Source organism: Aquabacterium parvum, from assembly GCF_001447195.1.
GTDB classification, from domain to species: Bacteria; Pseudomonadota; Gammaproteobacteria; order Burkholderiales; family Burkholderiaceae_C; genus Aquabacterium; species Aquabacterium parvum.
On sequence record NZ_LFRI01000084.1, the window covers coordinates 110,362 to 132,007 of the forward strand.

21 protein-coding genes are annotated in these 21,646 nt (G+C 64.8%); 5 read left to right on the forward strand and 16 right to left on the reverse strand.

Annotation, left to right across the window (positions count from 1 at the left end):
• The 16 genes from era to ABG80_RS02695 all read right to left on the reverse strand — a co-directional run bounded on the left by era (nt 1) and on the right by ABG80_RS02695 (nt 16,458).
• Nucleotides 1–978, reverse strand: coding sequence for a GTPase Era (gene era, locus ABG80_RS02615; RefSeq protein WP_058086275.1), 978 nt, complete (start codon nt 976–978; stop codon nt 1–3).
• A 109-nt stretch (nt 979–1,087) separates the two neighbouring features.
• Nucleotides 1,088–1,885 carry a ribonuclease III gene (gene rnc / locus ABG80_RS02620; protein ID WP_083505747.1) on the reverse strand — a complete coding sequence of 266 codons (798 nt, stop codon included), beginning with the start codon at nt 1,883–1,885 and terminating at the stop codon, nt 1,088–1,090.
• A 115-nt stretch (nt 1,886–2,000) separates the two neighbouring features.
• Nucleotides 2,001–2,399 (reverse strand): DUF4845 domain-containing protein, encoded by a 399-nt coding sequence (locus ABG80_RS02625; protein ID WP_235513726.1) that lies wholly within the window; start codon nt 2,397–2,399, stop codon nt 2,001–2,003.
• Nucleotides 2,400–2,425: 26 nt separating this feature from the next.
• Nucleotides 2,426–3,397: a signal peptidase I gene (gene lepB, locus ABG80_RS02630; RefSeq protein ID WP_058086211.1), complete on the reverse strand. Its 972-nt coding sequence runs from the start codon at nt 3,395–3,397 to the stop codon at nt 2,426–2,428.
• 26 nt (nt 3,398–3,423) lie between these two features.
• The gene (gene lepA, locus ABG80_RS02635; protein ID WP_058086212.1) at nt 3,424–5,232 is read right to left on the reverse strand and encodes a translation elongation factor 4; all 1,809 of its coding nucleotides are present in this window, start codon (nt 5,230–5,232) and stop codon (nt 3,424–3,426) included.
• Nucleotides 5,233–5,598: 366 nt separating this feature from the next.
• On the reverse strand, nt 5,599–7,056 hold the full coding sequence (locus tag ABG80_RS02640; RefSeq protein ID WP_407638726.1) for a DegQ family serine endoprotease: 1,458 nt from the start codon (nt 7,054–7,056) through the stop codon (nt 5,599–5,601).
• A 298-nt stretch (nt 7,057–7,354) separates the two neighbouring features.
• Nucleotides 7,355–8,035 (reverse strand): sigma-E factor negative regulatory protein, encoded by a 681-nt coding sequence (locus tag ABG80_RS02645; RefSeq protein ID WP_058086213.1) that lies wholly within the window; start codon nt 8,033–8,035, stop codon nt 7,355–7,357.
• A 98-nt stretch (nt 8,036–8,133) separates the two neighbouring features.
• Nucleotides 8,134–8,838: an RNA polymerase sigma factor RpoE gene (gene rpoE, locus ABG80_RS02650; protein WP_286742749.1), complete on the reverse strand. Its 705-nt coding sequence runs from the start codon at nt 8,836–8,838 to the stop codon at nt 8,134–8,136.
• 871 nt (nt 8,839–9,709) lie between these two features.
• Entirely contained in the window at nt 9,710–10,954 is a 1,245-nt protein-coding gene (gene fabF, locus ABG80_RS02660) for a beta-ketoacyl-ACP synthase II (RefSeq protein WP_058086215.1), read from the reverse strand.
• Between the two features lie 89 nt (nt 10,955–11,043).
• Nucleotides 11,044–11,283, reverse strand: coding sequence for an acyl carrier protein (acpP, locus tag ABG80_RS02665; RefSeq protein WP_058086216.1), 240 nt, complete (start codon nt 11,281–11,283; stop codon nt 11,044–11,046).
• Nucleotides 11,284–11,393: 110 nt separating this feature from the next.
• Nucleotides 11,394–12,140 carry a 3-oxoacyl-ACP reductase FabG gene (gene fabG / locus ABG80_RS02670; protein WP_058086217.1) on the reverse strand — a complete coding sequence of 249 codons (747 nt, stop codon included), beginning with the start codon at nt 12,138–12,140 and terminating at the stop codon, nt 11,394–11,396.
• 11 nt (nt 12,141–12,151) lie between these two features.
• On the reverse strand, nt 12,152–13,090 hold the full coding sequence (gene fabD, locus ABG80_RS02675) for an ACP S-malonyltransferase (protein WP_058086218.1): 939 nt from the start codon (nt 13,088–13,090) through the stop codon (nt 12,152–12,154).
• 55 nt (nt 13,091–13,145) lie between these two features.
• A complete protein-coding gene (locus ABG80_RS02680) occupies nt 13,146–14,213 on the reverse strand; it encodes a beta-ketoacyl-ACP synthase III (protein ID WP_083505749.1) in 1,068 nt (355 codons plus the stop codon).
• Between the two features lie 11 nt (nt 14,214–14,224).
• A complete protein-coding gene (gene plsX / locus ABG80_RS02685) occupies nt 14,225–15,331 on the reverse strand; it encodes a phosphate acyltransferase PlsX (protein ID WP_058086219.1) in 1,107 nt (368 codons plus the stop codon).
• 200 nt (nt 15,332–15,531) lie between these two features.
• Nucleotides 15,532–15,714 carry a 50S ribosomal protein L32 gene (gene rpmF / locus ABG80_RS02690; protein ID WP_058086220.1) on the reverse strand — a complete coding sequence of 61 codons (183 nt, stop codon included), beginning with the start codon at nt 15,712–15,714 and terminating at the stop codon, nt 15,532–15,534.
• A 141-nt stretch (nt 15,715–15,855) separates the two neighbouring features.
• Entirely contained in the window at nt 15,856–16,458 is a 603-nt protein-coding gene (locus ABG80_RS02695; protein ID WP_058086221.1) for a YceD family protein, read from the reverse strand.
• A 67-nt stretch (nt 16,459–16,525) separates the two neighbouring features.
• Here ABG80_RS02695 and ABG80_RS02700 point away from each other — a divergent pair, with 67 nt between their 5' ends.
• The 5 genes from ABG80_RS02700 to ABG80_RS02720 all read left to right on the forward strand — a co-directional run bounded on the left by ABG80_RS02700 (nt 16,526) and on the right by ABG80_RS02720 (nt 21,625).
• Nucleotides 16,526–17,167 (forward strand): Maf family protein, encoded by a 642-nt coding sequence (locus ABG80_RS02700; protein ID WP_058086279.1) that lies wholly within the window; start codon nt 16,526–16,528, stop codon nt 17,165–17,167.
• Nucleotides 17,160–17,999 carry an SAM-dependent methyltransferase gene (locus ABG80_RS02705; protein ID WP_058086222.1) on the forward strand — a complete coding sequence of 280 codons (840 nt, stop codon included), beginning with the start codon at nt 17,160–17,162 and terminating at the stop codon, nt 17,997–17,999. Before ABG80_RS02700 ends, ABG80_RS02705 begins: the two co-directional genes overlap by 8 nt.
• 121 nt (nt 18,000–18,120) lie before the next feature.
• The gene (locus ABG80_RS02710; protein ID WP_058086223.1) at nt 18,121–18,621 is read left to right on the forward strand and encodes a DUF3429 domain-containing protein; all 501 of its coding nucleotides are present in this window, start codon (nt 18,121–18,123) and stop codon (nt 18,619–18,621) included.
• Between the two features lie 11 nt (nt 18,622–18,632).
• A complete protein-coding gene (locus tag ABG80_RS02715) occupies nt 18,633–20,441 on the forward strand; it encodes a M61 family metallopeptidase (RefSeq protein WP_058086224.1) in 1,809 nt (602 codons plus the stop codon).
• Nucleotides 20,441–21,625, forward strand: coding sequence for a DUF3108 domain-containing protein (locus ABG80_RS02720; protein WP_058086225.1), 1,185 nt, complete (start codon nt 20,441–20,443; stop codon nt 21,623–21,625). Before ABG80_RS02715 ends, ABG80_RS02720 begins: the two co-directional genes overlap by 1 nt.
• Nucleotides 21,626–21,646: the final 21 nt, after the last annotated feature.

Consider the following 21,646-nt stretch of genomic DNA (forward strand, 5'->3'; position numbering starts at 1 on the left):
TCACTCGTAGCCGTAAGTGCGCAAGCGGGCGTCGTCGTCGGCCCAGCCGGAGCGCACCTTCACCCAGATCTCCAGGAAGACCTTGCGGCCCATCAGGCGCTCGAGCTCGGTGCGGGCCTCGGTGCCGATGCGCTTGAGGCGCTCGCCCTTGTCGCCGATGATCATGCCCTTGTGCTGCTCGCGCTCGACGATGATGGTCGCGGCGATGCGCACCAGTCCCGTGGACTTGGGCTTGCCCGCAGGCGGCGGCTCGTCGGTGTACTGGTCGATGACCACCGTCGAGGTGTAGGGCAACTCGTCGCCCGTCAGGCGAAAAAGCTTCTCGCGGATCATCTCACTGGCCAGGAACCGGTCGGTTCGGTCGGTCAGCGCGTCGGCGTCGTACCACCAGCCTTGCTCGGGCAGGTAGGGGCGGACGATGTCCAGCAGTCGATCAGGGTCGCCTTCTCGCTTGGCGGTCAGCGGCACGTACTCGGCAAACGGGAAGCGCTCCTGCATGGCCTGCAGCCACGGGAAAAGCTCTTCGCGGCTCTTGACCATGTCCAGCTTGTTGGCCACCAGCAGCACCGGGCGGTCTTTGGGCAAGAGGGCCAGCACCTGTGCATCGTCGGGCCCGAAGCGCCCGGCCTCGACCAGGAACAGCACGATGGCGACGTCGGACAGCGTGGCCTGCACCGTTTTGTTGAGGTTGCGGTTGAGCGCCGCCGTGCCGCGAACCGTGTGTCGCGTCTGAAAGCCCGGCGTGTCAACGAAGACGTACTGCGTGTCGCCCTTGGTGCAGATGCCGGTGATGCGGTGGCGCGTGGTTTGTGCCTTGCGCGAGGTGATCGACACCTTCTGCCCCACCAACGCGTTCATCAGCGTGGACTTGCCCACGTTGGGCCGCCCGACGATGGCGATCAGCCCGCAGCGCTGCTCGGAAGCCGGCACGGCCTGCGCCCCTTCACCAGAGCGGGCCGTGGACAACTGGGCCAGCATCTGGTCGAGCGAGGGGTTGAGGTCTTCGGTGGGCTTTTTCGGCATGGCGGGTTGGTAGCGGTGTTCGGAGCGAGGATGGGGCTGCGGCCGCCCCCCACGATGAGCGAGATCAGGCTTTGTCGGGTTCACCTGGCGGTCGGGCGGGGCGCGACCTGGCCGGCTTGCGCACCACGACCACCTGACTCGCCGCGGCTTTGGGTGCGGCAAGACGGTCCGACGGCAAGGCCATGGCCTGCTGCAAAGCGACTTGTGCCGCCGCCTGCTCAGCCGCCCGACGGGACGTGCCCTCGCCGCTCACCCGAATGCCCAGATCAGGCAAAGCGCACGACACCACGAACACCTGCTCGTGGGCCTTGCCGCGCGTTGCTTCGATGCCGTAGGTGGGCACGGGCATCTTGCGCCCCTGCAGCCATTCCTGCAAGGCGGTCTTGGCATCTTTGGCCCAGACCTCGAGCGAGCCGCTTTCATCGAGCACGGGCTCGAACAACCTCAGCACCAGCGCGCGCGCGGCGTCAAAACCCGCGTCCACGTACACGGCGCCGATGATGGCTTCCAGGGCGTCGGCCAGGATGGACGGCCTTTGCGCTCCACCACCTTTGGCTTCGCCCTCGGACAGTCGCAGGACCTCGGGCAGGCCCAAGGACACCGCCAGCCGGTGCAACATGTCCTGGCGCACCAGGTGAGCGCGCACGCGCGTCAGGTCCCCCTCGGCGCCCTGCGTGAAGCGCGCGTAGAGCAAGGTGGACACCCCCAACTCCAGCACTGCATCGCCCAGGAACTCCAGGCGCTCGTAGTGATCGGCACCGAAGCTCTTGTGGGTGACCGCCCGCTGCAGCAGGCCTGGCTCGGCAAAGGCATGACCCAAGCGCTGCTGCAAAGCCAGCAAAGCAGGTGACAGCGTTGGCATCGGCGCCCCCATCAGGCGAGCAGCGCGCCAGAGCGCGGGCCCGTGGAGACACCCCAAAGACAAAGGGCCTGAAACCAGGCCCGTTCGTCAAGGGATCCGAAGATGGCCTGCAGGCTCACTTGGATTGCCCTTCGAACTTGATCACCAGGTAGACCGGATCGACCAGCTCGATCTCCTTGTCGTAGGCAAACCGGATGACGATCTGTTCGTTTTCCTTGGTGATGTCCAGGTCACGGCCACTCTTGATGGCCTCGACACCGTACTCGATCTGAGCGGCGCGGTCATAAGACGCTCGGATGTCGGCCACCGTGCTGCCGCCCTCTTTGGCTGCCTTGTTGACCATGCCCGTGATGGTCTGGTACTCCAGCAAGGCGGGCGTGACCTTCATGCCGATCAGGGCGACCACACAGATGACGAAGGACCAGGCCAGCAGGCCGATCATCGTGATGCCACGCTGAGCACGCGGGAGCCGCTTGACCGAACGCTGACAGGACATGACAGTCGAAGGAAACATGGGCGTGATCCTGAAAATGCGAAGGTTCAGTGGAAGAAACCAATGCGCTTGACGTCGCTGAAATTCATCCAGATGACGAAGGCCTTGCCAACCAGGTTGCGATCGGGCACAAAGCCCCAGTAGCGTGAGTCAAGCGAATTGTCTCGGTTGTCACCCATGGCGAAATAATGGCCAGCAGGCACTTTGCACACCATGCCTTCACCACTGTAGCTGCAGTTTTCTTTCATCGGGAAGTCCTCGATCGACTGCGGCGGCACAAAAGGCGGCCGATCCCGGTCGATGAGGATGTTGTGCTTGACCTCGCCGAGCTTCTCGCTGTACTGCTGGGTGTACCGCATGCTGTCGGCGTCGTAGTACTCGGCCCCGGCCTCCAGCTCCACCGGCTGCCCGTTGACCGTCAGGCGCTTGTTGACGTAGGCAATGGTGTCCCCTGGCAGGCCCACCACGCGCTTGATGTAGTCCATGCTGGGGTTGACCGGGTAGCGAAAGACCACCACGTCACCGCGCTGAGGTTCGTTGTTGTCGATGATCTTCTGGTTGATCACCGGCAAGCGGATGCCGTAGTGAAACTTGTTGACCAGGATGAGGTCACCCACCACCAGCGTCGGCATCATCGAGCCCGAAGGGATCTTGAACGGCTCGAACAGGAACGAGCGCATCAGGAAGACCGCGCAGATCACCGGGAACAGGCCGGCGGTCCAGTCCAGCCACCAGGGCTGCATCAGCAGGCGGTCGCGCGCGATGCCGATGTTGCCGTCGACATCGCCGATGCCTTGCGTGGCCAGCGACACGCGGCGCGCCTGATCCTGCGCCACCAGCTGGGCCGCAGCGGCCTCGCGATCGGGGCGGAACTTGAACTTCTCGGCCAGCCAGTAAGCCAGCGTCACGACGGTCAGGATGAACAGCAGCAACGAGAAGTTCCCGTGCCAGTGCCCCAGAAACCAGCCCCCCAGGTACGCAGCCAGGGCCGCGTACAGCAATCCGGTGATCAGACTCATTTGTGTAGTTTGCTTGTGGTGATCGATCAGTCGTCAACCTGCAGGATGGCCAGGAAGGCTTCCTGCGGCACCTCGACCGACCCAATCTGTTTCATGCGCTTCTTGCCGGCCTTCTGCTTTTCGAGCAGCTTGCGCTTGCGAGAGATGTCGCCGCCATAGCATTTTGCCAGCACGTTCTTGCGCAGCGCCTTGATGTTCTCGCGGGCGATGATGTTGCCGCCAATCGCCGCCTGGATGGCCACGTCGTACATCTGGCGCGGGATCTGCTCGCGCATCTTGGCGGCCACAGCGCGACCGCGGTAGGCGCTTTGCGCGCGGTGCACGATGATCGACAGGGCGTCGACCCGGTCCCCGTTGATCAGCAGGTCGACCTTGACCACGTCGGAGGCGCGGTACTCCTTGAACTCGTAGTCCATGGAGGCATAACCGCGCGAGACCGATTTGAGCTTGTCGAAGAAGTCCAGCACGATCTCGGCCAGCGGCATCTCGTAGGTCAGCATGACCTGGCGGCCGTGGTAAGCCATGTTCATCTGCACGCCGCGCTTCTGGTTGGCCAGCGTCATGACCGGGCCGACGTAGTCCTGCGGCATGTACAGGTGCACCGTGACGATGGGCTCGCGGATCTCGTTGATGCGGGCCACTTCGGGCATCTTCGAGGGGTTCTCCACCTCGATGACCTCGCCGCCGTTGAGCTCGACCTCGTAGACCACGCTGGGCGCGGTCGTGATCAGGTCCTGGTCGAATTCGCGCTCCAGCCGCTCCTGCACGATTTCCATGTGCAGCAGGCCCAGGAAGCCGCAGCGGAAGCCAAAGCCCAGCGCCTGCGACACCTCGGGCTCGTAGCGCAGCGAGCTGTCGTTGAGCTTGAGCTTTTCAAGGGCGTCCCGCAGCTGGTCGTACTCGCTGGCCTCGGTCGGGTAGAGGCCGGCGAACACCTGCGGCTGAATTTCCTTGAAGCCGGGCAGCGCCTCGGTGGCGGGGCCGGCGTTGTTGGGCAGCTTTTTCTCGATGGTGACGGTGTCACCCACCTTGGCAGCGGCCAGCTCCTTGATGCCGGCGATGATGAAACCCACCTCGCCTGCGCGCAGCTCGTCACGCGGTGTGGACTTGGGCGTGAACACACCCAGGTGCTCGGCCGGGTAGACCGAGTTGGTGGCCATCATGCGGATGCGCTCGCCCTTCTTGAGCACGCCGTCGACCACGCGCACCAGCATCACCACACCGACGTAGTTGTCGAACCAGGCGTCGATGATCATGGCTCGCGGCGGGCCGTCGGGGTTGCCCTTCGGGGGCGGCATGCGCTTGACCACCGCTTCAAGGATCTCGTCGATGCCCATGCCGGTCTTGGCCGAGCAAGGGATGCCGTCGGTGGCATCGATGCCGATGACGTCCTCGATCTCCGCCTTGGCGCGATCGGGGTCGGCCTGCGGCAGGTCCATCTTGTTGAGCACGGGCACCACTTCCACGCCCAAATCGAGCGCGGTGTAGCAGTTCGCCACCGTCTGGGCCTCGACGCCTTGCGAGGCGTCCACCACCAGCAGCGCGCCTTCGCAAGCCGACAGCGAGCGGCTGACTTCGTAAGAGAAGTCAACGTGACCGGGTGTGTCGATCAGGTTCAGGTTGTAGACCTGGCCGTCCTGCGCCTTGTACTGCAGCGCAGCGGTCTGGGCCTTGATGGTGATGCCGCGCTCTTTCTCGATGTCCATCGAGTCGAGCACCTGGGCTTCCATCTCGCGATCACTCAAGCCCCCGCAGCGCTGGATGATGCGATCGGCCAGCGTGGATTTGCCGTGGTCGATGTGGGCAATGATCGAAAAATTGCGGATGTGGTTCATAAAAAAAAGGCACGTCCAAAGATGTGACGCGCCTTCCAACAAAAACGTATGGCAACTGCTTGTTGGACCTCCATTGTACCGAAGGTCCCTTCCGCAAGGGCTCTTTGCAAGCCTCGGGCGGTGGCTTGCCGGCCGGGACGATGACGTTATTCACATCTTGTCCACAGGCTCGTGTGGGTAAGTCGGGCGTCGGCTCCGCTGTGGGATCGGAGGTTTCCGGCAGGGCGGATTGTAGCCACAAACCCCCGCCGCCCCCGGACTTATCAACATCGCTCACCGATGTGTGAGCCGCCCAACAACCCCATGAACAGCTCAGGATTGCAAGAAAAAAGGCCCCGAGGGGCCTTGGGTCGGGTCAGCACCCGCTCACTTGCCGGGACGGATCACGGCGTACTGGGCCCAGTCGCCACGGCGCACCAGCACGCTCACCGGGCGGTTCTTGTCGAGCTTGGCCAGCACGGACTCGAAGTCCTTGGCGCTGGCGATCTGCACGTTGGCGACGGCCAGGATGATGTCTCCGGGCCGCAAGCCAGCGCGAGCGGCGGGGCCCTGCGCATCTTCGACCAGCACCCCACCGTTTTGCTTGAGCTCACGCTTTTGCTCTGCGCTGAGGTCGGTTACGTTCAAGCCCAGCAGCGAAGCCGCCACCTTGGCCGGCTTGGCAGCCTCCTGCTCAGCCTTGGCCTTGGGGCCATCCATCTCGGCGACGGTGATGCTCAGGTCCTTGTAGCCGCCTCGGCGGAACACCTGCAAGGTGGCCTTCGTGCCAGGCTTGGTGGCCGCCACCTGACGAGACAGGTCTGCGGGCTTTTCGATCGGTTGACCGTTGAAGCGGGTGACGATGTCGCCAGCTTCGAGGCCTGCCTTGTCGGCGGGCGTGCCCGGCTCGACCGCTTGCACCAGCGCCCCCTCGGCCTTGGCCAGGCCGATGGAGTCGGCCACGTCCTTGGTGACCTGGCCGATGGAAACGCCGATGCGACCGCGGGTGACCTTGCCACCCGAGCGCAGCTGATCAGCCACCTTCACCGCGTCGTCAATCGGGATGGACAGCGAAATGCCCATGAAACCACCCGAGCGGCTGAGGATCTGCGAGTTGATGCCCACCACCTCGCCGCGCATGTTGATCAACGGGCCACCCGAATTGCCGGGGTTCACGGCCACGTCGGTCTGGATGAAGCGGATTTCTTCACCCGTGTCACGCGCCTTGGCGCTGACGATGCCGGACGTCACGGTGTTCTCCAGGCCAAAAGGCGTGCCGATGGCCATGACCCATTCGCCCACCCTCAGGCGGTTGACATCGCCCACCACCACGGCAGGCAACCTGGATGCCTCGATTTTCAGCACGGCCACATCGGTGCGCTTGTCGGCGCCGACGACCTTGGCCTTGAACTCGCGCTTGTCGGTCAGGGTGACGTAGACCTCGTCGGCGCCCTCGACCACGTGGGCGTTGGTCATCACGAAGCCGTCTTGGCTCAGGATGAAGCCCGAACCCAGCCCACGCGGGCGCTCCTCGCCCTGTGAGCCGCCCTGCTCTCCCCCCTTGCGAGGCGCGCTGCGACGCTGATCAGGCATGGGCACGCCGAAAAAGCGCTTGAAGAACTCGCGCATCTGGGCATCGGCCTCGTCACCCTCGCCGTCCTCGTCGCCCACGCGCTGAGTCGTTCGGATGCTGACCACGGAGGGGCCGACCTTCTCGACCAACTCGGTGAAGTCAGGCAGCCCCTTGACCAGCGAAGGTGCGTTGGCCGGCGCCACCTGAGCAATCGATGCGACCGGCGCTTGCTGCGCTTGCGAGGAATGGGGAAACAGGCTGGAGCTCAGCATGAGCCCCACAGCGGACACCACTGCACCGACGACGAGCGTGCGGCGGATGACGGACGGGGTGGAGGTAACGCTCATTTGCTTGGATGACATGGATGTCAGGACCTTGTGAAAGCGATGCGGATGATGACGAAACGTCACAGGCGTGAGTTTGGACGACATTGCGTTTCGCCATCACGTCTGCACGTGAAGATGGGTGAACCGTTGGACGTGAAGATGCGTTCGCAGATGCGCCCGGCACCCCAAAAAACAAGGCACCGCGAGGGCAGAGCCAACGCGGTGCAGCGAAAACACAGGTTTGTCAGCGATCTGACTCGACCCCAACCCGGATCACATCAGGCCTGTCAGAAAAGGTTTGAGGCGGCTGAGGTTGAGGCAGCTGAGCGGACATGGCCTGCTCCAGCTTCGGATCCGCCGGCAGCCAGGCGTGGCCCTGCGTGCGCACCGCGCTGAAAGAGCCCCCAGCAGCCAACGCAGAGTTCACGCCCTCGGGCGTGGCAGCGCCCTCGGACCAACCGACTCCGGAGCGTGCAACCTGCGCACCATCGGGCACCCCAGTCGCCCCCCCCAGGTTCAGGGTCAGGACCCCGACGATGACAGCGAAACTGGCTGCCACCGCCATGGGACCAGCCCACATGCGTCGTTTCAGAGGCTGCCCCCCAACAGCTGCGTCGGGTGAGGTCTGCGGCAGTGCCGCTGCTCGACCCACGGTTTGCGCAGCCTGCGGAGACAAGACCACGGGCTCATCGGCCAAACGCGTGCGCAAACGCTGCAAGAACGCCGCGCTGTCGCTGCCAGAAGCTTGGTCAGGCGAGCGCATGGTCTCCCCGATCAAGTAATAAGCGTGCCAGGTGGCCCGGGCATCGGGTTGCTGGCGCCATGCGCCACAAGCGCGCGCGACCTCGTCGGAATGGGCCTGCCCATCAGCCAGCGCGGACAGGATCTCGCGGGGGATGACGTCGTCGGGCGTGCGTTCGGACATGCTGAGGCTCCAGGTGTTTTCGCCTGCCGGGATCGCAGGCCATGCATGTCAGATTTGTGCCGCCCCAGGCGAGAAAGTTCCCAAGATGTGTCGATTCGTCACCAGCGTTCCCCATCGCGGGTGTCAAGCAAGGGGCGCAAACGCGACGCAATGGCTTCCCGCGCACGGTAGATGCGCGAGCGCACCGTGCCAATCGGGCACTGCATGAGCTCGGCAATGTCCTCGTAGCTCATCCCCTCGATCTCGCGAAGCGTGATCGCCTGGCGCAAATCGTCTGAAAGCGACTCGACGGCGGCGTTGACGGTCTCGGCAATCTGACGGGAAGCCAGCATCGACTCCGGCGTCTCGCCATCGCTCAAATCATTTTCGACGCGCGGTGCGTCATCGTCGTCGTCCGCAGCGCCTGCCAACGACGACTCAGTGCGCAGGGGGTCTCGCTGCAGGCCGATCATGGCCTTTTTGGCGGTGTTGACGGCGATGCGATAAAGCCAGGTGTAGAAAGCGCTTTCACCACGGAAACCGGGCAAGGCCCGGTAGGCACGGATGAACGCCTCCTGGGCAATGTCCTCGACCAGGTCCGTGTCGCGCACCATGCGCGCGATGAGCCGCTCAATGCGGCGCTGGTACTTCACGACCAGCATTTCGAAGGCCCGCTGGTCACCGCGCTGCACGCGCTCCACCAACAAAGCATCCTCATCAACACCCACCCGGGCAGGACCGACATCTGGCGCGGCGGCATCCGGAAAGGAAGGCAGGCCGGGCGCTGGCGGCAGCGTGTCGGGGTCCTGATCTTTGGGCATCATGGCCGCCCTCCGTTTGCGCCATCGGGCTCGCCCACGTCATCGTGCCAGCGTTCAAGCACCTGTGTGGCGGGGAAGCCATCCTCGAAGCGCAGGGGCGCGCTCGATGGTGTGTCTGCAGAGCGAGGCGACTGACGCGCAGGGCGCGCCGGCTTGGAAGACCGGCTCATGCGAGAGGAAACGGTGTTGGCAACATGCCGCGATGATGCCACCAACCCCGCAGGGGGCGAAACGAATGCACCTTGTGACAACACGCGAGCATCGCTGCCAGGCAGGGTCATCGCCGGAGGCAGGCACAACAAGGTTCGCAGGCGATGCACATCGCCACGAGGACCAGGTTGTGGACCACGATGGTCTTGCAGCCAGATCCAGGCCTGGCGAGAGCCCGACTCCCAGGGCCTGAGCCTCAAGAGCATGACACGCTGCCAGTCCCACACCAGGCTGACGTCCACGGGTTGGGCGCCCCACTCGTCAACGCGCCAACCACCAGATGGTTCGCCTGAACGCAGATTGGCCACAGGCCCCGTCCAGCGCAACGTCAAGGGCACGCCTGGCATGAGCCAACTCCGACCCAGGCGCCACGCGTGATGCAAGCCCAGCGCACAAAGGGGCACCGCCAGCACGGAGGCCAGGGTCACATCACGATGCCGCCAGGACTCCAACCAGGTTGCCCCGCACCAGGCGATCAGCGCCAGGGTGCTGGCCATCAACAAGACCAGACCGAGGCGACGCAGCCAGGGAACATCACCAGCGCCAGGCGAAAGACGCCAGGACGCAGGCCTCAGCAAAGGAGCCAGAACGGACATGGATGGGGCAGGATTTCAGCGGGGAAAACCTGCACCTCCCGCTGTCGGTTCAATGGGGACGTGGTGAATCAGACGCGCTTGAAAACCAGCGAACCGTTGGTGCCGCCGAAGCCGAAGTTGTTCTTCACGGCGACGTCGATCTTCATCTCACGTGCGGTGTTGGCGCAGTAGTCCAGGTCGCATTCCGGGTCCTGGTTGAAGATGTTGATGGTCGGCGGCGAGACCTGGTGGTGCACAGCCAGCGCCGTGAACACCGACTCGATGCCACCAGCGCCACCCAGCAGGTGACCCGTCATGGACTTGGTCGAGTTCACCACCAATTTCTTGGCGTGGTCACCAAAAGCCTGCTTGATGGCGTTGGTTTCGTTGACGTCACCCAGCGGGGTCGAGGTGCCGTGCGCGTTCAGGTAATGAACCTGATCGGGGTTGATGCCAGCGTTGCGCAGGGCGTTCATCATCGAGCGCTGCGGGCCGTAAACGTCCGGCGCGGTCATGTGGTACGCGTCACCACTCATGCCGAAGCCGGCGAGTTCTGCGTAAATCCTGGCGCCACGGGCGACCGCGCTGTCGTAGGACTCGATCACCATGACACCGGCGCCCTCACCCAACACGAAACCGTCGCGGTCCTTGTCAAACGGGCGCGAAGCGGTCGCAGGGTCGTCGTTGCGGGTCGACAGCGCACGAGACGCCGCGAAACCGCCGATGCCCAGCGGGCTGACCGTGGACTCGGCACCACCGGCGACCATGATGTCGGCGTCACCGGCCTCGATGAGGCGAGCGGCCAGACCGATGGCATGCAGGCCTGTGGTGCAGGCCGTCACGACGCCCAGGTTGGGGCCGCGAAAACCGTGGTGGATGGAGACGTGGCCGCTGATCATGTTGATGATCGAGGCGGGCACGAAGAAGGGAGAAATGCGGCGCGGGCCGCGTTCCTTGTAGTCGGTGTGGGTCTGCTCGATCATGGGCAGACCGCCGATGCCGGAGCCCACCAGCACGCCGATGCGTTCGGCAAGTTCAGGGCTCAGGGCTTCACCGGTGGGCAGACCGGCATCCTTGACGGCCTGCATGCTTGCAGCGAGGCCGAAATGGATGAAACGGTCCATGTGACGGGCTTCTTTGGCGGGGATGTAATCCTCGATGTTGAAGCCCTTGACTTCGCCTGCGAACTGGCAGGCGAACGCCGAAGCGTCGAACTGGGTGATGGTCTGGATGCCGGAGCGGCCTGCGAGCAGGGCCGACCAGGAGTCCTGGACCTGATTGCCAAGGGGGGTCACCAGGCCGAGACCGGTGATGACGACGCGACGACGGGTCATGCTTGTCAGTGCTGAAAGTTGAAATCCGAGAGAGGGGCAAGGCCCAACGGGTCCGTCAAAGACCCGGGCCTTGGCTCACCGCAGTTCGATCAGGCCTTGACGTGGTTCTTGGCGTAGTCGATCGCCAGTTGCACGGTGGTGATCTTTTCTGCTTCTTCGTCGGGGATCTCGATGCCGAACTCGTCTTCGAGGGCCATCACCAGCTCAACGGTGTCCAGCGAGTCGGCGCCCAGGTCGGCCACGAAAGCCTTCTCGGGGCTGACTTCAGACTCGGCCACACCGAGTTGCTCTGCAATGATCTTCTTGACGCGTGCTTCGATATCGCTCATGACTCCTCCGGGAGGGGTTGCAAACAAACCAGGGATTTTACCGGCTCAGCATGTCATTACGCTGACCGGCTCGAAAAATCGAATTTGAGATATCCCAGGAAAATCTCAAATCAATTCATGTACATGCCGCCGTTGACGTGCAACTCGACGCCAGTGATGTAGCCAGCCTGAGGCGATGCCAGGAAGGCAACGGCCTCGGCAATGTCCTCCGGCTGCCCCAGGCGACCCAGCGGAATCTGTGACTTCAAAGCCGATTGCTGCTCTTCGGTCAGCGCGCGGGTCATGTCGGTGTCGATGAAGCCGGGGGCCACGCAGTTGACGGTCACGCCACGGCTGCCGAGTTCGCGCGCCAGAGCGCGGGTCATGCCGGCCACGCCCGCCTTGGCTGCAGCGTAGTTGGCCTGCCCAGGGTTGCCGGCGGCGCCCACCACGGAGGTGATACTGATGATGCGGCCGTGGCGCTGCTTCATCATGGGGCGCATGACGGCGCGGCTCATGCGAAAGACGGCCTTGAGGTTGGTGTCGAGCACCGCGTCCCAGTCTTCGTCCTTCAGGCGCATGGCCAGCATGTCTCGGGTGATGCCCGCGTTGTTGACCAGCACGTGCAAAGCGCCGTGCTCTTTGATGATGGCATCCACCGCTGCGTCGACACCCGCGGCGTCGGTCACGTTCAGGACAATGCCCTTGCAGCCCTCGAAGCCCGATAGTCCCTCGGAGATGGACTGTGCGCCCGACTCGGAGGTGGCGGTGCCGACGACCTTCAAGCCGCGTTGGGCCAGCGCGACAGCGATGGCTCGACCAATGCCGCGACTGGCGCCGGTGACCAGCGCCACTTGACCTTTGAATTCGTTGCTCACGTCTTTGCTCCTCAGGCCAGCAGGGCTTTGACTTCGGCCAGCGAGGCCGGATCCAGCACACAGCCAGTGACCAGTTCGGCGTCGATGCGCTTGACCATGCCCGACAACACCTTGCCGGGACCGCACTCGATGACATGGGTCAGGCCACGGGCCTTGAGGGCCTGCACAGACTCGACCCAGCGCACCGGGCCAAAAGCCTGGCGGTACAGCGCATCGCGAATGGCGTCCGGATCAGCTGCCACGGCCACGTCGATGTTGTTGATCACTGCGATGGTGGGCACGGCGAAAGCCGTGGCCGCGAGCTTTTCCTTGAGGCGCTCGGCGGCGGGCTTCATCAGGCTGGAGTGGAACGGGGCCGACACGGGCAGCGGCAGCGCGCGTTTGGCGCCGGCGGCCTTGAGCACTTCACAGGCCTTCTCGACCGCGACCTTGGTGCCAGCGATCACAGTCTGCTTCGGGTCATTGAAGTTGACGGCCTCGACGGCCTCACCCGTGAGGGCAGCGGCCTCGGCACAACCCGCCTTCACGCCTTCGGCATCCATGCCCAGGATGGCCGCCATGCCGCCAGCACCAACGGGCACCGCCTCTTGCATGGCCTGGGCGCGGAACCTCACCAACGGCAGCGCGTCCTTGAGCGTCAGGGCCCCAGAGGCCACCAACGCGGCGTACTCGCCCAGCGAGTGCCCCGCCACGGCCGCCGGCATCAACCCGGTGTCTGCCAGCCAGGCGCGCCAGCAGGCCACGCCAGCGGTCAGCATCACGGGCTGGGTGTTGGTGGTCAGGTCCAGGGCCTCTTTCGGGCCTTCGGCGATCAGCCTGGCGATGTCTTCACCCAAGGCGTCCGAGGCTTCGGCGAGGGTGGCCCGCACAGCGGGGTGATCACCCCAGGCGTTGAGCATGCCCATGGACTGAGAGCCCTGGCCCGGAAAAACAAATGCGAAAGCAGTCATGTCTGGTTGTCCAAATCGTTGTTGTTGGAGGCGTGGTGTCCTGGTCGCTGGCGCGTCAGTAGTCGACGAGCACGGCGCCCCACGTGAAGCCACCCCCGACGCCTTCGAGCATCAGGGTCTGCCCGCGCTGGACCTGTCCGCTGCGAACACCATGGTCCAGCGCCAGCGGGATGGAGGCCGCCGAGGTGTTGCCATGCTGGTCCACCGTGACCACGATCCTGTCATAGGCAAGTTTCAATTTCTTGGCAGTGCCCTGCATGATGCGCAAGTTCGCCTGGTGCGGGATCAACCAGTCGATGCAAGATGCGTCTCGTCCAGCGGCATCAAGCACCTCGTGAGCAGCCTTGTCGAGCACGCTCACGGCCAACTTGAACACCGCCTGACCATCCATCTTCAAGGTGGCATCACCCAGGATGCGGCCACCACTGACATGGCCAGGCACATTGAGCAACCCCACGTGCTGTCCATCGGCATGCAGACAGGAGGCGACGATGCCGGGCTGGTCGGATGCTTCGAGGACCACGGCACCTGCCCCATCGCCGAACAGCACGCAGGTGGTGCGATCGCTGAAGTCAAGCAGGCGGGAGAACACCTCGGCGCCAATGACCAACGCACGGCGGGCAAGGCCGCTGCGGATCATCGAGTCCGCCACGGTGAGCGCGTAGATGAAGCCAGAGCAAACCGCCTGCACGTCGAAGGCCGGGCAGCCAGAGATGCCCAGGTCACGCTGGATGAGGCAGGCTGTCGAGGGGAAGACCATGTCCGGCGTGGACGTGGCGCAAACGATCAGGTCGATGTCCGAGGCTTTGCAACCCGCGGCTTCGATCGCTCGCAAGCTCGCCTGCAGCCCCAGTTGGCTGGAGGTGACATCGGGCTCGGCGAAGTGCCTGGCCTGAATGCCCGTGCGCTCGACGATCCACTCGTCTGAGGTGTCCAGGCCATCGCGCGCCAGGCGCTCGACCAGCTCCTGATTGGGCACCCGATGCGGGGGCAGGAAGCTGCCGGTGCCGGCAATGCGAGAAAACTTGCTGAGGGGGGAGGCGCCCTTGTGAGGCGCCAGGGTTGCAGCCTGGGTAGAGGCTTGCAGGGGGTCTGGCTGGTGTGCCGTCAGTCTGTCTGACATTAATGAGGGGATCAGGCCGCGCGCCCCACATCCTCCGAGGAGCCGGCTTCCACAAGGGTGGGCAGGCTGGCCACGGTGGCTGCGATCTGGTCGTGAACCCGGTCCAGCAGTCGATGACGGGCCGCATCATAAGCGCGATTGAGCGCCACTTCGAAGGCCAGCTTGTCCGAAGATCCGTGACTCTTGAAGACCAGGCCACGCAAGCCCAGCAAGGCCGCACCGCTGTAGCGACGGTGGTCAACCCGGTTTTTGAAGCGATTTAGCACCGGCATCGCGAACAAAGCCACCAGTTTGGTGACGATGTTGCGCGTGAACTCTTGCTTGATGAAGGCGGCGAACATGCTGGCCAGGCCTTCGGCGGTCTTCAGGGCCACGTTGCCGACGAAGCCGTCGCACACCACGATGTCCGAAGTGCCCTTGAAAATGTCATTGCCCTCGACGTTGCCATGGAACTGGATGAGTCCCTGGTCGTGGGCACGACGCAGCAGTTCACCGGCGCGCTTGATCACTTCGCTGCCCTTGATGACTTCTTCACCGATGTTGAGCAGGCCGACACTGGGGTTGGACTTGCCATCGACAGCCGACACCAGGGCCGAGCCCATGACGGCGAACTGAAGCAGGTGCTCGGCCGTGCAATCAACGTTGGCGCCCAGGTCGAGCACGGTGGTGAAGCCGTCTTTCTGGTTGGGCATGACGGTGGCGAGCGCCGGGCGGTCGATGCCTTCCAGGGTCTTGAGCAGGTAGCGGGCCAAGGCCATCAGGGCGCCGGTGTTGCCCGCCGAGACGCAAGCGTGGGCCGCGGCCGGCGCATCAGCCGATGCCTTGACCTGGGTGATGGCCACCCGCATGGACGAATCCTTCTTGCGTCGCAGCGCGGTCTCGACCGGGTCGTCCATGGTGACGACCTCGCTGGCTTCGACGACGCGGCAGCGCTCCCAGTTGCGGGCGGGAGCCAGAGCCTCGGGCAGCCCCACCAGCAGCAACTCCGCATCCTGGTGCTTGGCCAGGAAGGCCTGGCAGGCTGGCAGGGTGATCGACGGCCCATGATCGCCACCCATGCAATCAACGGCGATGCGCACAGGCGAAAGCGGCGAAGAGGCGGACGTGACAGGGCTCATGGGCGTGGTGAAAACGGGGCTCGGTGGCGCGAGCCGCAGTCTCTCAGGACTGAGGCAAGAGCCGAACGGCTCACGCGGCAAACCGGCGAAAAAGACAAGGGCCGGCAAACCCTTTGGATCGGGTTGTCCAGCCCTTTGCGTATCAGCGTATCAGGAACCTGACGCCAGCCTGACATCAGGCCAGCGCGGGCACCAGCCGATCAGGCGTCGGCCTTGGTCTTCAGAACCTTGCGACCGCGGTAGAAACCGGTCGGGCTGATGTGGTGGCGCAGGTGCACTTCACCGGTGGTGGCTTCCACTGCGGTGCCCGGGGTGACCAGGGCGTTGTGCGAGCGGTGCATGCCACGCTTGGAAGGCGACTTTTTGTTTTGCTGAACGGCCATGATGACTCCGTGGGGTCGATGTGTGGGCGAGGTGTGTCAATGCCGTGCGGACCCTGGGCCCACAGCCCGCATGCGGCAACAATCCTGGACAAAATCCTGGAAACCCGAAATTCTAGCACAAACCTGGCAGGCTGATCAAATTCAGCTGCCTGAGCCCTTTTTCAGGGCGGCCAACGCGGCGAATGGGTGGGGTTTGGGCTCCGGGCTCGGCTCTGCCTTGCCCGCTTCAGCTGGGGGTGCACCGGGCACCAGCGTTTCAGAGTCGTCGTGCATCAGGTTGACGATGTCGCTGGGGCATTCGGCATGGCGAGGCACGATGGGCTGGGCCATGATCAGCTCGTCTTCGACCAATTCCAGCAAATGAAATTGCCGCGACACGGCGAGCACATCGTCGTCCGACTCTGCGTCCAGCCGCGCGGCTTCGGTCTCGTCACGTGCGAACCGAATCGAGCGGGACACGGACATGCGCTCTCGCACCGGGTGCAGGCAACGCTGGCACTCCATGTCAAGTTCAGCATGGGCGTCCAGGTCAAGCCAAAGCTCGGGCTCGCCCACACGCTGTGGCACGGCCCGCCCCGTGACCCGCCAACGCACGGGGGGCACGGCAGCCAGGTCGGCCTCGGGCGAGGCGGCAGAGGCCAGTCGCGACAGACCCGCGATCGGCGTTTCGCCGGCCAGTTCTGCTGCAGCCTCGATGAAGGCCTTGACGTCGAGTTTTTCGGGCAGGAACACGCGTGCTTTCATGCCCGCGAGTGTATGCCCTGCGCCGAACTGATCGGCCCCGCTCCGGCCGCTCGTGGACAATGGCGCCATGCCTGCTTCCGCTTTTTCAGCCCTGCCCCGACTGGTGCTGGGCTCCAGCTCCCCCTACCGTCGCGAACTGCTGGCTCGCCTGGGCCAGCCTTTCGAGACCCGATCCCCGGACGTGGACGAAACGCCCCAGGTCGGCGAGGTGCCGTTGGCACTGGCCTGCCGCCTGGCTGAAGCCAAAGCGCTCGCCGTGGCCCATGGATTCGACGATGACGTGATCGTGATCGGATCGGACCAGGTGGCCGACCTCGGCGGCCTCGCGCTGGGAAAGCCGGGTCACCACGCGGCGGCGCGCGATCAACTTCGGGCACTGAGCGGTCAGGTCGTTCGCTTTCACTCCGCCGTGTGCGTGGCACGCCCGAGAACCCAGCAATTGCTGCAGACCGTCAGCAGCGTGACCGTTCTGTTTCGCACGCTGAGCGACGACATCATCGAAACCTACCTGCAGCGCGAGCAACCCTACGACTGCGCTGGCAGCGCCAAATGCGAGGGCCTGGGCATCGTGCTGCTCGATCGCATCGACTCGGACGACCCGACCGCCTTGGTGGGCTTGCCTCTGATCGCCACCAGCCGCCTGCTGCGTGAGGCAGGCTGGGATCCGCTGATGGCGCCGACCACCGCCTCGGAGCTGAAACATGGCTGAGCCCAGCAACGATCAGATCGTGCCCCGCACGGGCGAGCGCGCAGGTCGCCTGCTGCTGGTGCCCAACACCCTCGACCTGGGTTGCCCGGACCCGGTCACCGGCAATGCGCCAGACTTGCAGCAGGTGTTGCCCCTTGGGGTGATCCGCGAGGCCGCGCGGATTGCCCACTGGATTGCCGAGAACGCGAAAACCACCCGGGCCTTTCTCAAACGCGTGGATCAGGTCACGCCCTTGAGCCAGGCTTTGCAGAGCTTGTCGATCGTGGAGCTAGCGCGCCCGGTCAAAGGCGGCAAAGGTGACAAAGGCGGCAAGGAGACCAATGATCAGGCCGTCGCCCTCGCATCCTTGCTGGCGCCTGCGCGCGCCGGCCACGACGTCGGCCTGATTTCAGAGGCCGGCTTGCCAGGCGTGGCCGACCCGGGGGCAGCGGTGGTGCAGGCCGCGCACCAGGCAGGCATTCAGGTCGTGCCGCTGTCGGGCCCGAGTTCGCTGGTGCTGGCTCTGGCGGGCAGCGGCCTGCACGGCCAGAGTTTTGCATTCGTGGGCTACCTGCCGACCGACGCCTCACTGCGAGCTCAGCGCATCCGGGAGCTGGAGTTGCTTTCGCGCAAAGCGCATCAAACACAGCTGGTCATCGAGACCCCCTACCGCAACGCCACGATGTGGCAGGCGCTGCTGCAACACCTGCAACCCCAGACGCTGCTCAACGTGAGTTGTGGCCTGACCCTCAGTCAAGGCTTCACCTTGACCGACACGGTGGCCCGCTGGCGAAAGCGCGAGCTGGAACTGCCCAACGACGTGCCTGCCGTGTTCGCCTGGCTTTCGGCGTGACAACTCAGGCCATGACACCCTGTGTGCAGGCCTGCTGACATCCACCATTCTTGACACAATGTCAGCACGCGGGCGCCTTTGAGAAAGCATCCGCTGTCGCCGACCTTCTCTGCCCCACCCCATGACGCTTGCCGCCGAGACCCCTGCCCCGTCCCCTCAGCTTCACGCAGACCCCAACCTGCTGGCCAGGCGCCTGGGCTACGCGGGACTGATTCCCTTCATCGCTGGCGCACTCTTCGTGTGGTTGCTCGTGGGCCGCATCGACGAGGAGCCTTTTGCCTTCGTCGTGCGCGCATTGTCGACCTACGCTGCGCTGATCCTGTCCTTCCTGGGCGGCATGCGCTGGGGACTGGTGATGCCCTCATCGCAATGGCACGGCCCGGTGCCGGGCTACCAGCGCCGAGCCTTGTGGACGGGCATCGCCTTTTCGCTGATCGCTTGGGTGGGCCTGCTGATGCCACCGCATGCCGGTCTGGCCTGGCTGGGCGGCATGTTGATCGCCTGCTACCTGGCCGACCGCAAGCACTACCTGGAGCTGGGTGCGGCCGGCTGGCTGACCCTGCGCTTTCGCCTGACCGTGGTTGCCAGCCTTTGCTGCTTCGTGTCCGCCGCCCAGATCTGAGAACCCCCGACATGATCGAATTCCGCATCGAAGCCACCGAGCCACAACGCCATCGCTTTCAGGTGACGATGACCGTGCCCCGTCCCAGGCAACGCCAGCGCCTGAGCTTGCCGGTGTGGATCCCGGGCAGCTACCTGGTGCGTGAATTCGCCAGGCACCTGACGCCGCTGCAGGCTCGTCAGGGGGGGGCGGACTGCGAGGTCGAGCAGATCGACAAAGCCACCTGGGAAGTCACCACCGACGGACGCAGCACGCTGAGCGTGAGCTACGAGGTGCACGCCTTTGACACCTCCGTGCGCGCTGCCTTCCTCGATGCCAGGCGTGGCTTCTTCAACGGCACCAGCGTGTTCCTGCGGGCCGAAGGCTTCGAGGCCAAGCCCCATCGGGTTCGCATCGGCGGCTTGCCCAAAGGCTGGCAGGTTGCCACGGCGTTGCAGGCCGTGAAGGTCAATGCGGCAGGCTGGGGGCTCTACGAGGCGCCCGACCACGACGAGCTGATCGACCACCCGGTCGAGTTGGGCAACTTCTGGCGCGGCGAGTTCACGGTGCGCGGCGTTCGCCATGAGTTCGTGGTGGCAGGTGCCAGCCCGGACTTCGATGGCGATCGATTGCTGGCCGACACGCGCCAAGTCTGCGAAGCACAGATCCAGTTCTGGCATGGGCGCCGCAAGGCTGCCTTCGATCACTACGTGTTCATGCTCAATGCGGTGGAAGACGGTTACGGCGGGCTGGAGCACCGCCGCAGCACCGCCCTGATCTGTGCCCGCAAGGACCTGCCGCGCAAAGGTCGAGCTGTCGCCACGGAGGCCTACACCACCTTGCTGGGCCTCATCAGCCACGAGTACTTTCACACCTGGAACGTCAAGCGACTCAAACCCGCCGGCTTCGACCCCATCGACCTGAGCCGGGAAAACATGACCCGGATGCTGTGGTTCTTCGAGGGGTTCACGTCTTACTACGATGACCAGTTCCTGTTGCGCACCAAGCTGATCGACGCCGCCACCTACCTCAAGCTGATTGGCAAGACGGTCAACCAGGTGCGTGGCACCCCGGGGCGGCTGACGTACAGCGTCGGCCAGGCCAGCTTCGATGCGTGGACACGCTATTACCGACCGGACGAAAACACCGCGAACGCCACGGTCAGCTACTACACCAAGGGCTCGCTGGTGGCGTTGTGCCTGGACCTGGCCTTGCGGCTGCTGCCCGTGCGCGACGGTCACCAACCCAAGCTCGATGGTGTCATGGAGCGCCTGTGGCGCCTGGGCCGCTCCATCACCGAGGCAGACGTTGCACAGGCGCTCGGCGACGAGGCTCAACACCCGCCCGACACCCCCGCGCACCTGCAAGCCAGATCGGCAGCCCACAGCTGGGCAGAGCTGTTGCACCGATGGACCGAGACCTGCGAGGAGCTTCCGCTGAGCGAGTTGTTGGCCAGCCATGGGGTGCAGTGGCAGAGCAAGGCCGCCCCCCTGCCGCAAAAGCTGGGCGTGCGCCTCTCGGATGCCGCAGGCGCACTGAAGGTGCAGGCGGTCATGCGACACGGGCACGCCGAATCCGCAGGGCTCAGCGCCGGTGACGAGCTGCTGGCACTGGACGGCTGGCGACTCAAGCGCACCGATGACCTCCTGCAGTGGCACGACGGCAGCAAGTCACAGGCGCTGCTGATCAGCCGCGATCAGCGCCTGGAGACCCTCACCTTGCCAGCACTGGGCGGTGGCGCGGCCGCACCCTTTGCCGATGACATCGTGACCCTGGCCCTGCCCAGCGCGGCCGCAGAGCCGGCAGCGCTGGCGCGCCGCAAGGCCTGGCTGAGGGCCTGATGGCGCGTCGGGCGGGCCTCACCTCACCCAGGACCTTCACCAGGCTGCTGACGCTGGTGGCGCTCGTGGCAGCGCTGCACCTTTGGCTCACGGGCAACGTGCTCGATGAGATGGCCGGGCTGCAGCCCGACGCACCCCGCATCGAGCGCATGCAGGCCGAGTACGTGTCGGAGGTCCGGTTGACGAGCCCGCCAGCGGCCCCGATCGTGGCCCCCCCTGCGCCGCCACTGGGCACGACCAAGCCCTCTCGGCGCAAAAAAGCGGCGCCACCGCCGGAGGCAGCCTCTGCGGCATCCCAAGCCGATGTGGCCAAGCCAGACGACGCGTCGCAGACACCCTCCTTGGCCGTTGCGGAGGAGCCCGCCAGCGCGGCAGAAATCGCCAGCTCACCGGAAGCCACGGCGGCGGCACCCAGCTCACCCGCATCCTCGGTGGCTTCGGCCACGGGGCAGACACCGGAGCGCTTTGTCTGGCCCCTGGCCACGCGCGTGAGCTACATCATGGAAGGCCATTACCGAGGCCCCGTCTACGGTCAGTCCAGCGTCGAGTGGATCCGAAAGGATCAGCGCTACCAGGTTCACATCGATGCCAGCGTGGGCCCGAGCTTCGCACCGCTGGGCTCGTGGCGGCTGAGCAGCGAAGGCGAGATCAGGCCGCAAGGCCTTCACCCTCAACGCTATGAAAACGTCAACCGCTTGCTGGTGCGAAGCGCCCGCTCCAAGGTGATCGAGCTGGGCGACGAGCAGGTCAAGCTGCCCGACGGCAAACTGCAAGCGCGCACCGCTGGCCTGCAAGACCCCGCCAGCTTCATGATCCAGGTGGCCTTCCAGTTCATCCTCGACCCGAGCAAGGCCAGGCCTGGCAGCAGCTTCGAGATGACGGTGCTGACCCTGCGCAAACCCGAGCCGCTGGTGTTTGACGTGATCGAAGAAGTGATGCTCGACACCCCGATGGGTCGCATCCCGACGCTGCACGTTCGGCCGCGCAAGGCCATCGTGGACGATGGCGCATTGCCTGCGAACGTCTGGTTTGCGCCTGGTTTGCAGTACCTGCCAGTGCGCATCGCCATGAAGATGAAAGACGACGTCTGGCTGGAGATGAACCTGTCCAAGGCGCCACAACAGACGCCGGGACAACCATCAAGCCAGGGGCCTGCCGCCAGCGCAGCGGCGCCCGCGCCGTGAGACCGGCCTGGCAACAAACAG

Coding starts and splice junctions, on each gene's coding strand:
- era (WP_058086275.1), bottom strand. CDS start 978: ATGCTGGCCCAGTTGTCCACGGCCCGCTCTGGTGAAGGGGCGCAGGCC.
- rnc (WP_083505747.1), bottom strand. CDS start 1,885: ATGCCAACGCTGTCACCTGCTTTGCTGGCTTTGCAGCAGCGCTTGGGT.
- ABG80_RS02625 (WP_235513726.1), bottom strand. CDS start 2,399: ATGTTTCCTTCGACTGTCATGTCCTGTCAGCGTTCGGTCAAGCGGCTC.
- lepB (WP_058086211.1), bottom strand. CDS start 3,397: ATGAGTCTGATCACCGGATTGCTGTACGCGGCCCTGGCTGCGTACCTG.
- lepA (WP_058086212.1), bottom strand. CDS start 5,232: ATGAACCACATCCGCAATTTTTCGATCATTGCCCACATCGACCACGGC.
- ABG80_RS02640 (WP_407638726.1), bottom strand. CDS start 7,056: ATGCTGAGCTCCAGCCTGTTTCCCCATTCCTCGCAAGCGCAGCAAGCG.
- ABG80_RS02645 (WP_058086213.1), bottom strand. CDS start 8,035: ATGTCCGAACGCACGCCCGACGACGTCATCCCCCGCGAGATCCTGTCC.
- rpoE (WP_286742749.1), bottom strand. CDS start 8,838: ATGATGCCCAAAGATCAGGACCCCGACACGCTGCCGCCAGCGCCCGGC.
- fabF (WP_058086215.1), bottom strand. CDS start 10,954: ATGACCCGTCGTCGCGTCGTCATCACCGGTCTCGGCCTGGTGACCCCC.
- acpP (WP_058086216.1), bottom strand. CDS start 11,283: ATGAGCGATATCGAAGCACGCGTCAAGAAGATCATTGCAGAGCAACTC.
- fabD (WP_058086218.1), bottom strand. CDS start 13,090: ATGACTGCTTTCGCATTTGTTTTTCCGGGCCAGGGCTCTCAGTCCATG.
- ABG80_RS02680 (WP_083505749.1), bottom strand. CDS start 14,213: ATGTCAGACAGACTGACGGCACACCAGCCAGACCCCCTGCAAGCCTCT.
- plsX (WP_058086219.1), bottom strand. CDS start 15,331: ATGAGCCCTGTCACGTCCGCCTCTTCGCCGCTTTCGCCTGTGCGCATC.
- rpmF (WP_058086220.1), bottom strand. CDS start 15,714: ATGGCCGTTCAGCAAAACAAAAAGTCGCCTTCCAAGCGTGGCATGCAC.
- ABG80_RS02695 (WP_058086221.1), bottom strand. CDS start 16,458: ATGAAAGCACGCGTGTTCCTGCCCGAAAAACTCGACGTCAAGGCCTTC.
- ABG80_RS02700 (WP_058086279.1), top strand. CDS start 16,526: ATGCCTGCTTCCGCTTTTTCAGCCCTGCCCCGACTGGTGCTGGGCTCC.
- ABG80_RS02705 (WP_058086222.1), top strand. CDS start 17,160: ATGGCTGAGCCCAGCAACGATCAGATCGTGCCCCGCACGGGCGAGCGC.
- ABG80_RS02710 (WP_058086223.1), top strand. CDS start 18,121: ATGACGCTTGCCGCCGAGACCCCTGCCCCGTCCCCTCAGCTTCACGCA.
- ABG80_RS02715 (WP_058086224.1), top strand. CDS start 18,633: ATGATCGAATTCCGCATCGAAGCCACCGAGCCACAACGCCATCGCTTT.
- ABG80_RS02720 (WP_058086225.1), top strand. CDS start 20,441: ATGGCGCGTCGGGCGGGCCTCACCTCACCCAGGACCTTCACCAGGCTG.